Annotated in this window: 10 protein-coding genes; 4 read left to right on the forward strand and 6 right to left on the reverse strand. The window is 60.2% G+C overall.

The features are described 5' to 3' along the window. Positions 1 to 189 precede the first annotated feature (189 nt). From ACW7G6_RS08470 to ACW7G6_RS08480, 3 genes are all read left to right on the forward strand, one after another. Positions 190 to 1992, forward strand: coding sequence for a glycosyltransferase family 2 protein (locus ACW7G6_RS08470; RefSeq protein ID WP_456998014.1), 1803 nt, complete (start codon positions 190 to 192; stop codon positions 1990 to 1992). A gap of 161 nt (positions 1993 to 2153) precedes the next feature. Next, complete coding sequence (locus ACW7G6_RS08475) at positions 2154 to 4382, forward strand: glycosyltransferase family 2 protein (protein WP_456998015.1); 2229 nt, start codon at positions 2154 to 2156, stop codon at positions 4380 to 4382. Positions 4383 to 4457: 75 nt separating this feature from the next. Then, positions 4458 to 6908, forward strand: a complete 2451-nt coding sequence (locus tag ACW7G6_RS08480; protein WP_456998016.1) for a YfhO family protein — start codon at positions 4458 to 4460, stop codon at positions 6906 to 6908. Positions 6909 to 7049: 141 nt separating this feature from the next. Here ACW7G6_RS08480 and ACW7G6_RS08485 read toward each other — a convergent pair whose 3' ends face one another. The 6 genes from ACW7G6_RS08485 to ACW7G6_RS08510 all read right to left on the reverse strand — a co-directional run bounded on the left by ACW7G6_RS08485 (position 7050) and on the right by ACW7G6_RS08510 (position 12801). Further along, entirely contained in the window at positions 7050 to 8087 is a 1038-nt protein-coding gene (locus ACW7G6_RS08485; protein ID WP_456998143.1) for a glycosyltransferase family 2 protein, read from the reverse strand. Then, the gene (locus ACW7G6_RS08490; RefSeq protein ID WP_456998017.1) at positions 8065 to 9036 is read right to left on the reverse strand and encodes a hypothetical protein; all 972 of its coding nucleotides are present in this window, start codon (positions 9034 to 9036) and stop codon (positions 8065 to 8067) included. The genes ACW7G6_RS08485 and ACW7G6_RS08490 overlap by 23 nt, the downstream gene beginning before the upstream one ends. Beyond that, positions 9033 to 9851 carry a class I SAM-dependent methyltransferase gene (locus ACW7G6_RS08495; RefSeq protein ID WP_456998018.1) on the reverse strand — a complete coding sequence of 273 codons (819 nt, stop codon included), beginning with the start codon at positions 9849 to 9851 and terminating at the stop codon, positions 9033 to 9035. Before ACW7G6_RS08495 ends, ACW7G6_RS08490 begins: the two co-directional genes overlap by 4 nt. 3 nt (positions 9852 to 9854) lie before the next feature. Continuing rightward, positions 9855 to 10991 (reverse strand): glycosyltransferase, encoded by a 1137-nt coding sequence (locus ACW7G6_RS08500; RefSeq protein WP_456998019.1) that lies wholly within the window; start codon positions 10989 to 10991, stop codon positions 9855 to 9857. Positions 10992 to 11036: 45 nt separating this feature from the next. After that, a complete protein-coding gene (locus ACW7G6_RS08505; RefSeq protein ID WP_456998020.1) occupies positions 11037 to 11978 on the reverse strand; it encodes an electron transfer flavoprotein subunit alpha/FixB family protein in 942 nt (313 codons plus the stop codon). Between the two features lie 70 nt (positions 11979 to 12048). Beyond that, on the reverse strand, positions 12049 to 12801 hold the full coding sequence (locus ACW7G6_RS08510; protein ID WP_456987072.1) for an electron transfer flavoprotein subunit beta/FixA family protein: 753 nt from the start codon (positions 12799 to 12801) through the stop codon (positions 12049 to 12051). A gap of 157 nt (positions 12802 to 12958) precedes the next feature. Here ACW7G6_RS08510 and ACW7G6_RS08515 point away from each other — a divergent pair, with 157 nt between their 5' ends. Then, positions 12959 to 14371, forward strand: coding sequence for a mannose-1-phosphate guanylyltransferase/mannose-6-phosphate isomerase (locus ACW7G6_RS08515; protein ID WP_456998021.1), 1413 nt, complete (start codon positions 12959 to 12961; stop codon positions 14369 to 14371). Positions 14372 to 14404: the final 33 nt, after the last annotated feature.

Raw genomic sequence — 14404 nt, forward strand, 5'->3', positions numbered from 1 at the left:
GGCGAGGGATACGGCGAAGCCGGCGCATGTCGAGTGCGTTATAGGCCATCACATACACGTTTTGACGGCATAGTAAGACTCGATCGGCCGGCGCGTGCTCTGCGCTTCGATCCGAGCACTGCGCCTTGTTCATTCACGCTTGGTCCGGTTGAATTGCGTGCAATAGGAACACGAGAAGCCCATTGGTTCATGCTACGCAGCGAACTCGATGTCACGCGTAAGCGCAGGGTGAAAGAGTCACTGCACCTATTGAGGCAGTTTGGCGTAGATGCGCTCGAGAGCGACCCGGCGTTACTTGAAAAGCTGTGGAGCCGCTATGCCGCATCGTCGGGCGTACAGGAAGACGAGGCTTACAATGATTGGATTGCCAACGCCGAGTTAGTAGTCATCGACGATCCGGTGGTGCGCTGTAGGGATGAGCGCTCCTCAACTCGATACCTGTTCACCGTTGTATTGCTGCCAGGAGACGGCCTCGAAGCCCGTCTCGCTAGCTTGGTATCGCAAACTTTTGACGGCTTCCAGTTGCTGGTTCCCAGGTCTGCCGTGCCACAAGTACCGGAAACGCTTAAGTGGCGAACTGCGTCGTTCGAAGACGCGGACGGCAAGCAGCCCTTTCCGGGCGTGGATGAGGCTGAAGGCAGCTACGTGCTCTGGTTGCCGCCAGACCAGACCCTCCCTAAAGAAGCACTGTCTGCTTATGCGGCGCACCTTTCTACTTGTACAGATTGCGTGCTTGCCTATGGTGATGAGGACTTTGTAGACCGGGAAGGGGTCCGGCACTCTCCGTACTTCAAGCCTGATTGGGATCCGGAGCTGTTGGCAGGGCAGGACTACCCTGGCTGGTCAGTCGTTCTAGAACGCGGATATGCTCTCCAGTGCCGCGACGAAATTCAGACCAGCGCTTGGCTGTATGGTGCGTGCCTGCGCGTCAAGGATTCCGGGGCGGCGCGGCGTATAGCACGTGTGCCACGGATCGTACGTCATCATATGCATGCTCCCGGTCCGGTCTACGCTCCGTTGCGTGTGGACGGCGAGAATGTACGAGGGTCAATGGCGGCAGAGGTGGCACGGTGGGCACTTGGTACAGATGACGTACTAGTGGCCGATCGGCGCACCGCACATGTGCGAATTCGGAGGAAGGTGCCGAAGCGGATCCGTGCGGACATCGTGATCCCAACGAAAGATCGGGTGGATCTCCTGTCCACGTGTATACGAAGCGTGCTGGAGCGCACCGACGGAGTTGAGTATCGGATCACGATAGTCGATAACCGATCGGAGGAGGAGTCGACGGCTCGCTATCTGCAAGAGATCGCTCGAGACTCGCACGTGAAAGTGGTACGTGACCAGGCCCCGTTCAACTATTCCTCGATCAACAATCGTGCTGTCGCCGACTGCGACGGCGACGTGGTTGTTCTGATGAATAACGATATCGAGGTTATCGGTCGCGACTGGTTGGCAGAGATGGTTTCGAACGCGATTCGGCCGGGAATCGGCGTTGTCGGCGCTCGGCTTTTATACCCCGATCATACGCTGCAGCATGCTGGAGTTATTCTTGGGGTCAAAGGGGTTGCAGCGCACGCATACAGCCGCGAGGACGAAAATTATCAAGGACAGTATGGCCGTGCACTGTTTACCCAATCTTTTTCGGCTGTAACCGCCGCGTGCCTTGCCGTAAAACGCACGCACTATAACGCTGTTGGAGGGCTCGACCCCCGCCTTGCCGTAGCGTTCAACGACATCGATTTTTGCCTGCGGGTTGGAGAAGCCGGGTTGCGCAACCTATGGACGCCGCATGCTCTGCTCTATCACCATGAGTCGGCAAGTCGAGGCGCCGAGGACACTCCCGAGAAGACGGCCCGTTTTGCCGGCGAAGTCGCTTACATGCAGGAACGGTGGCGAGATGTCCTGCAGTTCGATCCTGCCTATAGTCCCAACCTGTCCCTGACAGGAGAGCCGTTCACGATCGACCCCGATCGCGTGTTATCAAACTAAAGGCTACTCGTTCGACCGTTCCCAGCGACCAATCTCTCGGCGCAGTTTACAATAATCGATACTGGTGAACTTGGTGCAAGTACTGCTATGGTGAAGTTGTGACGAAAAGGATTACGCTGGCGCTCAAGGCGAGTGCCCAACTGGAGCCAGTGGCCACTGACATGAGCCACGAGCCGGCGAGATGGCTTGCGACGGGTACCGATCCTTTCTTCGAAGCGACCTGGGCCGGTGGAAAGCCACTCGAGGGCGGTTGGTACCTGTTGGACATAGATGCCCATGTATACGCTGGGCGATTGCACCACGCGTGCTTCTATCCCGACTACAAGCGCGGCTTCGTATTGGAGGCGGAGCGCGTTCCGTTGAGGTTCGCTGCGTCGTCCGGAACGCATCTGAATGCGCGCAACCTTGTAGTGCGGATGGTGTCCGACGCCAGCGCGATTCGTTTTGATCCCACAGTGACACCTTGTGAGTTTTCCATTGCGTCAGTGACGCTGCGCCGCATAGGGCGGCTTGAGGCGGCTGGGAGGCTTCTTGCGGGCGTCTTTGAGCGGGCCGTTGGAATCCGTCGCAGGCTGGGCGTCACGAAGCGCACCGTGATGGACCTGCTTCTCGGTGGGCCGCGACGTATGGCTGACCGGCTATACAATGATTACGTGGCACCACAGGCGTCGGACATGTCCGATTACGACGTCTGGCTGGAGTTCTACGATGCGATGAGCGAGCCGCGCCTGGCGCGAGCCCGCTCCGAGTGCACGGCACTTCGGGAGGGACCACGGATTTCGGTTGTGATGCCGGTCTACAACACCGCGGAGCGTTGGTTGCGCCGATGCATCGAGAGCGTACAGGCGCAGGTATACGACCAATGGGAGCTGTGTATCGCAGATGACGCGTCCACCCATCCCCATGTCCGTCAGGTATTGCAGGAGTATGCAGACGCGGATCCACGAATTCATGTCGTTTTCCGTGAAAATAACGGCCATATCTCGGAGGCTTCCAACTCCGCGCTTACTTTGGCGACCGGCAGCTACGTTGCATTACTGGACCACGACGACGAGCTTCATCCATTCGCACTACTGGAGTGCGCAAAAGCGCTGCAGCAAAACCCCGGCTGGCGAATGATGTTCACCGATGAAGACAAGATCGATGAAGACGGCCGGCGTTCCGATCCGTATTTCAAGTCGGACTGGAACCCAGAGCTGTTCCTCTCGCAAAACTGCGTGTGTCATCTCGGAGTCTACGAGCGTGCGCTGGTCGAGGAGGTTGGGGGTTTCCGCACTGGATACGAGGGAGCCCAGGACTGGGACCTGACTCTGCGAGTCAGCGAACGGCTTCGGCCGAAACAGATTGGCCATGTTCCCAAGGTGCTATACCACTGGCGCATGATCGAAGGCTCCACAGCGCTGGCGCCGAGTGAGAAATCGTACGCCCATCACGCAGCAATGCGGGCCATCCAAGACCACTTCGACCGCACGGGGACCAATGCACAAGTCCAGGAAATGGCGGGGTATAGCGGCTATTATCACATTGCTCACGCTTTGCCTTCTCCGGCGCCGCTGGTCAGCCTGTTGATTCCTACCCGTGATCGCGTCGACCTGCTCAAGCAGTGCATCGATTCGATAGTGGACCGAACCCGCTATCCAAATTACGAGATCCTGGTTCTGGACAACGGATCCAAAGAATCCGAAACGTTCAGGTACTTCAAGGATATCCAGCGTGACGGAGTCGCGCGCGTGGTCGAGTACCCACATGCGTTCAACTATTCCGCAATTAATAATTTTGGGGCTCGCCACGCCCGCGGCACGGTGCTGGGGCTATTGAACAACGACGTCGAAGTGATCTCCGAAGATTGGCTTGACGAAATGGTTGGCCATGTCATGCGTCCCGAGATCGGGATGGTAGGGGCGATGCTGTACTACCCCAATAACACGATCCAACATGCGGGAGTGATACTGGGGATTGGGGGTGTTGCAGGACATTGTTATGTGGGCAACCACCGTGGATACCCGGGTGACAAACACCGCGCGGGACTTGCTCAATCGCTAAGCGTAGTCACTGCTGCTTGTGCTGTGGTGCGGGCAGAAGTGTTTGAACAGGTAGGCGGACTCGACGAGGATCTGAAAGTGGCATTCAATGACGTCGATCTATGCCTGCGCATACGCGAAGCGGGCTATCGAAACGTGTGGACGCCATTCGCCGAGTTATATCACTATGAGTCGGCGTCTCGCGGCTACGAAAATACGCCGGAGAAGCGAACTCGTTTTCGTGCCGAGGAGTCGTTCATGAAAGACCGGTGGGGCGAGTTGCTGGAGCAGGATCCATATTACAGCCCCAATTTCACATTGAGCGGGCCACCGTTTACGCTGGCCTATCCACCGCGCGCAACATCCTGACTTGTGTTTGCTTCGGAGGACCATTTCAGGCAGCGCTCGCAATGACCCCGGAGATCCTCTTTTACGGAGAACGGTATGGATTTTGATAATAGGTTCGGGAAATATCGTTCCCCGGCGCGGCTTGTGTTTCTGGCCTTCCTCTATGCGATTATCGGCGTCATTGTGCTCGGTGCAAATCCGCTGAAAGGCGAAACTACCGGCCCATTCGATCTGTTAGCGTCCTATCCCGGCTGGCAACCGGAGGACGACATAGTAGCTGTTCGCAATCGGGAACGATCGGATATCCTCGATTCGCTCGTACCGGAATGGACGGAGGCGAAGAAGCAGATCACGTCCGGAATCTTGCCGCTGTGGAATCCACTGCCGGCAGGAGGGCATGGTGCCCTGTTCGAACCGACTCGGTCGCTTCTGACGCCTGCATTCTTGTTGTTCCTGCTGACGCCCGACCCGGCATTCGGCTTTTATCTGGCGGTGTTATCGAGCCTGATTTTCGCTGGATTGGGGATGCATCTCTTTGTTGCTCGCCGCTGTCACGAGATCGCCGGTTTGTTTTCCGGCATCAGTTACATGATGTGCGGTTTCATTACCGCCTGGTTGTTTTGGCCGCACACATTGACGGCGATTTGGATCCCTTGGTTGCTGCTGGCTGTGGACATCTTCGTGACGAAACGGTCACTTGGGGCACTCGCAGGCGTTGCGGTGACGATGGCATTGATGTTCTTGGGCGGCTTTCCTTTTGTTGTTGCAATCGGAATCGGCGCCGCGCTGGTCTATGCCGCGGTTGTCTCTTCCGGATCCGGGCCGAGGAACATGGTTTTGGCAACGTCCGGCGTGGCTATCGGGTTGGCGCTTGGTTTGTGCCTGGTTGCGGTCCATTTGCTAGGGATCTGGACCATGCTCCAGGATATCTATCTCGGGTACCGGCATGGGGGCACGCCATTCGGGTTAAGTGACGCCAAACTGTTGAGCAGACCGTGGGCATCAGCATCTCCTCGTGTTGAGGCGAATATGTTCGTGGGGACGCTCGCGTTGCTGCTCTCGGCCTGCGGGTTGGTAGCACTGCTAATTCCCCGCACGCGCCGGATGGCATTGGTCGCCATCATCTTTATTTTTGTCGGCGGAGCGCTGGTCTTCGGCGTGTTGCCTGTGGAATGGGGTCGTCAATTGCCGGTTCTCTCCAGCAATCCGTGGAGTCGCGCGATTCTGTTGTTGGATATTGGCATCATCCTGCTCGCGGCAGCAGGGCTCGATTGGCTATTGAGGCGCATAAACAAGAAGGCGTTCATCCTGACTTCGGGATTACTGATATGCGGCGTGCAGGGTGTTGATCTTCTGTACCAATTTCGACACTTCAACGGCCCCACGCCTGCTGAGTACTACTACGCTACGGGTGACGATCTAAAGGATCTTTCGGCACGTATTGGTAGATTTCAATATATTGTGCAGGACGCGTCGTATTTTATGATATCTGGAACCACCGGCACCCTTGGTCTGGGGGATTGGTACGGACATTCCCTGCGATCGCCAGCGATGCGAGATTTGCTTGCGTCGATGGCCGTAAACCCGTTTTCATCTCCAACGTCGACGTCTTTACGGATCAGTTCATTTAACTTATCAGATCCAAAAATGGATGCCGTTGCCAACTGCTACGCAATCTATCCGAGCACCGAGAGCCACGAGGTGCTGCGCGCGCCGGGACATCAGCGCTACGCCATGCCAGCGTTCGATGGTCAACAATTGACTCAGATCGTCGCCTTTTCTTCGAAAGTCACCCTCTCCGCAGTTGCGGTACGCTTGGCTACATATGCAGCTGTTGGGCTGGATGGTGATGTGACTCTGATTGTGGCCCCCGTTGGAAAGGGCCAATCACTATTGGAGCTGAGTCGCCCAGCCAGTGAAGTTGTGGACAATAGATTTGTAGAATTTGAGTTTGAGCAGGACATCGTGCTCCCTGCAGGGCATTATTCTCTGCAACTTGATTATAAACCCGGGCCCAAAGACAAACGACTTACAGCCTGGATCATGAGAGGAGGCTCCGGACTCTCGTTGGGTGACGCTGTACTGGACGGGACGTTGGAATACGTCCTTTATGGACCGCCAACGGACGCGATGGAGATAGTATCGGACAATGGGCATATCACTATCGCCCATAATCGAGGATGTTTGGAGGGCCCTTACTGGACTGGCAATTTGGCTGACCCCGTACCGACGGCAGACACGGCCATCGTATCGTTGGAAAACTACGTTCCCCATGACTTCACGTTAACCGTCGCGGCGATGAACGACGGGTACGTTGTTGTGCCTATGCAATACCAGCCCGGATGGACCGCAACACTTGATGGGGAGCCGCAGATAATTGAGCGCGTGTTCGGGGTCATGCCCGCCGTTGCGGTCGATAAAGGCGAATCGACAATCCGTTTTAGCTATTCCCCGCCTCGCTGGAAACTGGGTTTGGGAATAAGCGGAGGAGCAATCGCTATGCTGCTTTTGGCGTGGTTCCTTCAGCGTCGGCGGAAACCCCAATGACGTGATACCCATGGCGGTTTCAAGATCGAGGCGCAATGGGCGACATCGGTATTGGCTCAGCGCGGCGCGGTCATCGACTCCACAGAAGCGTCCCGTGGGGCTCAAAAGCGTGCGTAACCGTGAAAGTCGGAACGCCTTCGATCAGCGGCCGTCGTGCTCAATGCGTTGCACCCGTAACGATATGCGCTCCAGCAGCTTGCGATTGGCGGTAATGATGTCAGCGAGCAGTGCGACCATGAACATCATCGCACCCAGAAGAATACACAGAGTGCCCAAGACCAGCGATTGCACATGGCCACTACCGTCACCGGTGGCGAAATAGAAGTATAGGAATCGTAGTGCGGTGAGTCCGCCCAGCGACGTAAGCAACAAGCCAGGCCAGAAGAAGAACGCCATCGGCCGATAGATTACAAAGATTCGTAGGATGGTGACCAGTGAGCGTTGGACGTAACTGGGGATACTTTTCACCAACCGCGACGGGCGAAGGTCGCCGTTGGTACGGATCGGTACGGACATGATGCGCAGGTTGCTCACGCCTGCCTGGATGATCGTTTCCAGCGTGTAGGTGTAAGCATTGAACACGTTGAGCCGCATCGCGGTTTCGCGCGAGAACGCACGGAATCCGCTGGGCGCATCGGCGACATCGGTTTTGCTGGCCACGCGAACCGCCCAGCTCCCCATGCGCTGCAGTTTCTTCTTGATCCATGAGAAGTGCTCGGTATCGTCGATAGGCCGCGAGCCGATCACCATATCTGCGCTGCCGGCGACCACGGGCGCGGTCAACAGAGGGATGTCGGCGCCTTCATACTGATTGTCCGCATCGGTATTGACGATCACATCGGCGCCCAGGCGTAGGCATGCGTCGAGGCCGGTCATGAATGCTGTCGCCAAGCCACGATTGACCGGATGCCTGATCACATGGTCGACCCCGAGCTCCTTCGCAAGTGCACCGGTGTTGTCAGTGGAGCCGTCATCGATGATCAGCCATTCGACGGTGTCGAAGCCAGGCACCTGCCGTGGCAATGCAGCCAAGGCGATGGCGAGGGTGCCGGACTCGTTCAGGCAGGGGATTTGGATGATGAGTTTCATATGGTGGGGTTGCCCCGAGTTGATGGTGATGTGCGGTATCGCGTTGAGGCGGTGGAGCCTACCCCGTCTAGTTTGACCGTGCGCGGTCATCACGTTGTTTGGCCCGGGTGAGCTGCGCGCTGCCCCAGGCGAAGTTCAACAGGTCGCCCAGCGTGGTAGCGATGCGCAGCATCACGATCAATGCCACCGAGACGGTGGGGCCAAAGGCGTTGCCGAGCCACACCAGCAGGACCGCTTCGCGGATGCCGAGCCCGGCGGGGGCACCGGGCGCCAAGAACCCCAGGATCCAGCTGCTGGCGAATGCCCCGACGAGCAATACAAGGTTGGCTACACCGACGGGAGCTGGGGAAAGTGTGTTCGCAACCACCCACAGCCCAACCCCAACCAATGCGAAGTTCAGCGCATACACCAGATAGCAGCAAAACGAGGTGAGCCAACCCGGATGCACATGCGAGAGGAAGCCGGCTGGCTCGGCGCTTCCGGAGCGCAACCGCGTGATCAGGCCCGCAATCCGCGGCGCCGCCAGCATGAGGGCCAGGGCACCAGCGGATACGCCAATCACCAGTGGGCCCCGATACTGTGCCAGCGGCCAGTCCGCGATCGCCGCCGGGGGACTCCACAGCAACGTCAGCGCGCCGACATGGGCGCAGGCGACCACCACCAACAGGGTTTCGTAGGCCATGGACACGAGGGTCTTGCCCGTATCCAGTCCGTAGCTGCGGGCGACGACCACCCGGCCGAGGTGATGGGCGACGTTCCCCGGCAGATACTTTCCTATCTGGGTGGTGGCCAGTATCGGCCCGGTCGTCGCGAAACGGGCTGGCTGACCGAGTCCATGGAGCAACCATGACCAGGCAACCGCCGTGAGCGGAACCAGCAAGGTATAGAACGCAGTCAGCAGGGCGCCTGCGAGCATCACCCGCGGCTGCAACAAGGCGCTCAGGTCCTGTCCTTCGAGCGCGCGGTAGGCATGGACCGCGAAGTAGGCGAGGGCGGCGACGGCAACCGCCATGCCGACCAGGTGTAACCAGCGCTTCATCGGCACTTGGACGCCTTTAGCAGGTAACCGTTGCCCATCTCGGTCCCCAGGAATGGCCGTTGCGCGACGAGTGCAGCCATCAGGGCCGCCTTTCCGGGCCAGCTTTTCAGTAGCGGGAACCATTTCGCGTCGGACGAGCGATCGACCCCGCTGTTGGCGGTGTTGTCGTCTCTGGACTCGACCGAGGCGGGCGCTTCGGCGACACGTGGATCCACTTGGTACCGGCCTTCCCCGAGGATCTCCAGCGCGTTGGCCAGGGGAAATCCATAACATTCGATGGACTCCACCTCAAGGCCGGCCCCTTCCACCACGGCCCGGAGCTGCGCCCTTTCGTATCGCTTTACGTGACCCGCCCAGACGTCCCGCGCATTCCAGCGCTTCTGGTGGGCTGGTACCGAAAGGATCAGATGGCCGCCCGGTGCCAGCCAGGAGGCCCACTGGGCGAGTGCACCGGCATCGTCTTCGATGTGCTCGAGCACCTCGAACGCCATGATCAGCGGAAACTGGCCGGTCCACGCGTCATCCGGAGTGGAATGGAAACGGATCCCGTCATCGCCGAGCGACTCCGAGATCCGCATTGCCGCTGCGCGGGCCTGGTCCGAGGTTTCGAGGGCGGAACACTCGAACCCGCGGGAGGTCAACTCCCGCAGCAGCATCCCCGGGCCGCATCCAATTTCCAGCAACCGGCATGGCTGAATGCCTCGCAGGGCGTGGTTGATGCGCGAACGACGCAACAGGTAGCGAGGGGCCGGAACCCAGCCCAGCGCCGGCACTGCGGGGCCCAGAAACGCGTCTTGTATCAAGAGGTTCTTCATTGTTTATCCGGCTACCTTTCTGCGTCGTATCATTTCAACAAATTGCCGTCCGATGGCCGGAGCATCGATCTCTTCGGAACGCCCAGCGTGGCATGCAACCAAGCGCCCGGCGCCATGGTCGCGACTGTGTGCGAGTATCGCAGCTGCCAGTGCGGCGGCATCCCCTCCCGGGACAAGGTAGCTGCAAGGGGGGGCCGGGGAGAGAAGTTCGCGGATGGCGGGCGAATCGCGCGTGACGATCGGGCGCCCGGCCGCGATGATCTGGAACACCTTGTTCGGAATCACGCTGGCCGCCTTGTCCGATGTCCCGAATATGCCAAGGCACAAGTCAGCGCCGGCCAGCCAGCATTTCAGTTGGTCATAAGCCACCCAGTCGACCCATTGGACCCTTTGTAGCGGATCATCTGCCAGCATCTGCCGGATGTGCTCTGCCTCTTGACCGCGCCCGATCAGTTGCCAATCGATGGGTTCGTGGCGGAGCAACCGTGCTGCCTCGATAATTGTCTCTACGCCGTGCAGCGGAATGAACTGGCCATAGAAAAGAACGCGAAATTCAGGTGTCTCTGATGTCGGCAAGCTGGGGGTGCTGGGATGGTCAAAGTGCTCCAGTTCCGCGCCGACCCAGACAAAATCACATTGTCCCGCAACGAGTCCAAACAATTGTTCCAGGCGGCGTGCATGGGCACGGGTATCCATGAACAGGATATCGGCACGTCGCAATGCCAACCCCTCGATCCAATGCAGAAACCGGGCCGGGAGTGTTTTCGGCCGGAGCAGCCGGCGATCCTCGCAAATCGTGTCGTAAGCCGACAGGAACACATCCCAGGCGATCGGGATCCCCCGCAATCTCGCGATTGGTGCGATAACGAAAATATCGAGAAGGCCCGGGTAGCCAATGAGGTACAAGTCGGGCTTGGGAGCGCGCCACAGACGCCAGACGAGTCCCGGATAGGCGCTCAGCCAGCGGACCAGCAAAGTGAGCCGGGAAGCCAAGCCGCGAACCTGCGACTTGTCCTCGATGCCTTCCCAGACAGGGGTCTGGATCTCCTGGAGATCCAGACCGGCGGCCAGGATGCCCTTGCGCAGAATGCGATTACGCGGTTTGCCGGTGTCGTAGGTACCCCAGAAAAGAACGCGCATTCAATGGCCTAGAGTTATGAAGAGTCGTCGACTCTCGTGGAGGCATCAGCTCAACGCCGTTTCCAATTCCGGCAGAATCTTGAACAGATCCCCCACCAGGCCGATATCCGCAATCTCGAAGATCGGCGCGTCGCCGTCCTTGTTGATCGCCACGATGGTACCCGCATCCTTGATGCCGGTCAGGTGCTGGATAGCGCCGCTGATACCGATGGCGATATAAAGCTCCGGTGCGATGATCTTGCCGGTCTGGCCGACCTGCATCTCGTTGGGGCAATAGCCAGCATCAACCGCCGCGCGCGAGGCACCGACTGCGGCGCCGAGCTTGTCGGCGAAGTCGTAGATGATCTTGAAGTTTTCCTCCGAGCCGACGCCGCGACCACCGGAAACCACGCGCTTGGCGCTCTGCAGGTCGGGGCGGTCGGATTCGCCGGCGGCAAGGCCGACATAGCGGGTGTGGGTCGGCAGCTCGACGTCGGCCGATGCGGATTCGATGCTTGCATTGCCGCCGGTTGCCGCTTCCTGCCAGGAGGCGGTGCGCACGGTGGCGACGACGGGGTGCTCGGCCGGTGCTTCGACGGTGATGATGGCGTTGCCGGCGTAGATCGGGCGCTTGAACACGTGGCTGGATTCGATCGCCATGATATCCGACACCTGGGCCACGCCGAGCAGGGCGGCGACGCAGGGCATCAGATCCTTGCCGAAGGTGGTGCTCGGGCCGAACACGTGGCTGTAGCCGTCTGCCAGCTTGGCGATCTGGGGGGCCAACACCTGGGCGATCGCGTGGGCGTTGGCGTCGTTGGCGACGGTCAGGACCTTGGCGACGCCGTCGATCTGCGCGGCTTCGGCAGCGACTGCGGCCGGGTCGGCGGCGAGCACGACGATGTCGATACTTTGCGGCGACAGCGCTTGCGCGGCAGTGACGCACTTGGCGGTGGAGGCGTTGAGCTTGCCGTCCAGGTGTTCGGCGATGATCAGGACTTTGGGCATCGAGATTTCCTCTGTAGGGCGGGTTGTAACCCGCCGTTTGACGTTGCGGTGTGGCGGGTTAAAACCCGCCCTACAGCAGCCCTTTGGATTTGAGTGCGGCCACCAGTTCGGCGGCGTCCTTGACCATTACGCCCTTGCTGCGTTTCGGCGGTGGGGCGTAGTGGGTGGTCTTGAGGGTGTCGCCAGTGTCGACGCCGAGGTCGGCGAACGGGATCGTCTCCATCGGCTTGCTCTTGGCCTTCATGATGTCGGGCAGCTTGATGAAGCGCGGCTCATTCAGGCGCAGGTCGGTGGTGATGACGGCCGGCAGGTCGACTTCCAGGGTCTCCAGGCCGGCATCCACTTCACGGGTCACAGTGGCCTTGCCATCCGCCACCTCCAGCTTGGAGGCAAACGTCGCCTGCGGGCGACCCCACAACGTGGCCAGCATCTGGCCGGTCTGGTTGGCGTCGTCGTCGATCGCCTGCTTGCCCAAGATCACCAGGTCCGGCTGCTCTTTCTCGATCAACTTGACGAAGGCGCGCGCAGCGGTCAGCGACTGGATGTTCTGGCCGGCGTCGACCACCACGTGGATCGCGCGGTTTGCGCCCATCGCCAGGCCGTTGCGCAAGTGCGCCTGGGCATCGGCCGGGGCGATGGTGGCGACGATGACTTCGGTCGCGATGCCCTTGTCGCGCAGGCGCAAGGCTTCTTCCAGGGCGATCTCGTCGAACGGGTTGGCCGACAGCTTGACGCCGTCGGTGACCACGCCGGAGCCGTCCGGTTTGACCTGGATGCGGACGTTGAAGTCCACCACTCGCTTGTAGCCGACAAGGATTTTCATCGTTGTGGGGGTTCCTTGATTGATACGGGGCCAGCCGCTTGGGAACGGCATGCAGGCCCGGAAGCTGCCCATTCTAGCCGAGCGGGGCGCTGCTCGCAGTAGCCGGGATGGCCAGTTCGGCTATCCTTTCAGGCGACACTTTTTCGGGAAAACCAGCATGCTGCATCCAGTCGTACTCAGTGGTGGCAGCGGCACCCGGCTATGGCCGTTGTCGCGGCAGAACCAGCCCAAGCAGTTCCTGTCGCTGATCGGTGAGCGCTCGCTGTACCAGGAGACGATCCTGCGCGCGAACGGTCTGCCCGGGGTGCAGCCACCGGTCACGGTGTGCAGTGAGTTGCATCGCTTCATGGTGGGCGAGCAGCTGCAGGCCATCGAGGTCGCCAGCGGCGGCATCGTGCTGGAGCCGGTCGCGCGCAATACCGCTCCGGCGATCGCCTTGGCGGCGCTGCACGTGTTGGCGACCGATCCCGACGCGACCTTGCTGGTGATGCCGGCCGATCACCTGATCGAGGACGAGGCGGCGTTCCGGGTCGCCGTCGCCGGCGCGCTTGAGCTGGCGAAACAGGACTGGCTGGTGGCTTTCGGCATCACCCCCGATTACGCCGAAACCGGCTACGGCTACATCAAGCGCGGCGAGGCATTGGGCGAGGGCGGTTTCAGAATCGAGCGTTTTGTCGAGAAGCCCGACCAGGAGACGGCTGAGCGCTATGTGTCCGAGGGCAGTTATGCATGGAACTCGGGCATGTTCCTGTTCCGCGCGCAGCGTTACCTGGACGAACTGGGCCAGCACGCACCGGCCATCCTGGCGGCGACGCGCGCGGCCTGGGCAACCTCCAGCTCGGACCTGGACTTCATCCGCATCGACGAAGCGCCGTTCGCCGCCAGTCCGGCCGATTCGATCGATTACGCGGTGATGGAAAACACCGACCGTGCCGCCGTGGTGCCGGTAAGTTGCGGCTGGAGCGACATTGGCTCGTGGTCATCCTTGTGGGCGGTCGCCGAGCACGATGCCAATGGCAACCGCGCGGAGGGCGACGTGATCTCGGTGGATACCAGCAACAGTCTGATACGGGCAGCGGAGCGGCGTCTGATCGCCACCATCGGGGTCGAGGACCTGATCATCATCGACACGCCCGATGCGACCCTGGTGGCGCGCAAGGACCGGGTGCAGGACGTCAAGACCGTGGTCGAGCAACTCAAGGCGGCCGGCCGCAGCGAGCACCTGTTCCATCGCAAGGTGTATCGGCCGTGGGGCAGTTACGACTCGATCGGGGTGGGCGATCGCTTCCAGGTCAAGCGCATCGTGGTCAAGCCCGGTGCGGCGCTGAGCCTGCAGAAGCACAAGCACCGTGCCGAGCACTGGGTGGTCGTGTCCGGCGTCGCCGAGGTGACCTGCGACGAGCGGGTGTTCGAGCTGCGCGAGAACGAGAGCACCTTTATTCCGCTTGGCAGCGTGCACCGGTTGCGCAACCGCGGAACCGAGCCGGTCGAGCTGATCGAGGTGCAATCGGGCGGCTACCTGGGTGAGGACGACATCGTCCGGCTGGAGGATGTGTACGGGCGTTCATAGCGGGCGGCTCGTAGCGGGCTGTCCGAACGGCCA

This window comes from Lysobacter sp. A421 (genome assembly GCF_054052145.1).

What these genes read in the sequence shown, in the direction of transcription:
- ACW7G6_RS08505 (WP_456998020.1), bottom strand. Translation starts at nt 11,978, where the DNA reads ATGCCCAAAGTCCTGATCATCGCCGAACACCTGGACGGCAAGCTCAAC.
- ACW7G6_RS08495 (WP_456998018.1), bottom strand. Translation starts at nt 9,851, where the DNA reads ATGAAGAACCTCTTGATACAAGACGCGTTTCTGGGCCCCGCAGTGCCG.
- ACW7G6_RS08490 (WP_456998017.1), bottom strand. Translation starts at nt 9,036, where the DNA reads ATGAAGCGCTGGTTACACCTGGTCGGCATGGCGGTTGCCGTCGCCGCC.
- ACW7G6_RS08485 (WP_456998143.1), bottom strand. Translation starts at nt 8,087, where the DNA reads ATGACCGCGCACGGTCAAACTAGACGGGGTAGGCTCCACCGCCTCAAC.
- ACW7G6_RS08515 (WP_456998021.1), top strand. Translation starts at nt 12,959, where the DNA reads ATGCTGCATCCAGTCGTACTCAGTGGTGGCAGCGGCACCCGGCTATGG.
- ACW7G6_RS08480 (WP_456998016.1), top strand. Translation starts at nt 4,458, where the DNA reads ATGGATTTTGATAATAGGTTCGGGAAATATCGTTCCCCGGCGCGGCTT.
- ACW7G6_RS08510 (WP_456987072.1), bottom strand. Translation starts at nt 12,801, where the DNA reads ATGAAAATCCTTGTCGGCTACAAGCGAGTGGTGGACTTCAACGTCCGC.
- ACW7G6_RS08470 (WP_456998014.1), top strand. Translation starts at nt 190, where the DNA reads ATGCTACGCAGCGAACTCGATGTCACGCGTAAGCGCAGGGTGAAAGAG.
- ACW7G6_RS08475 (WP_456998015.1), top strand. Translation starts at nt 2,154, where the DNA reads ATGAGCCACGAGCCGGCGAGATGGCTTGCGACGGGTACCGATCCTTTC.
- ACW7G6_RS08500 (WP_456998019.1), bottom strand. Translation starts at nt 10,991, where the DNA reads ATGCGCGTTCTTTTCTGGGGTACCTACGACACCGGCAAACCGCGTAAT.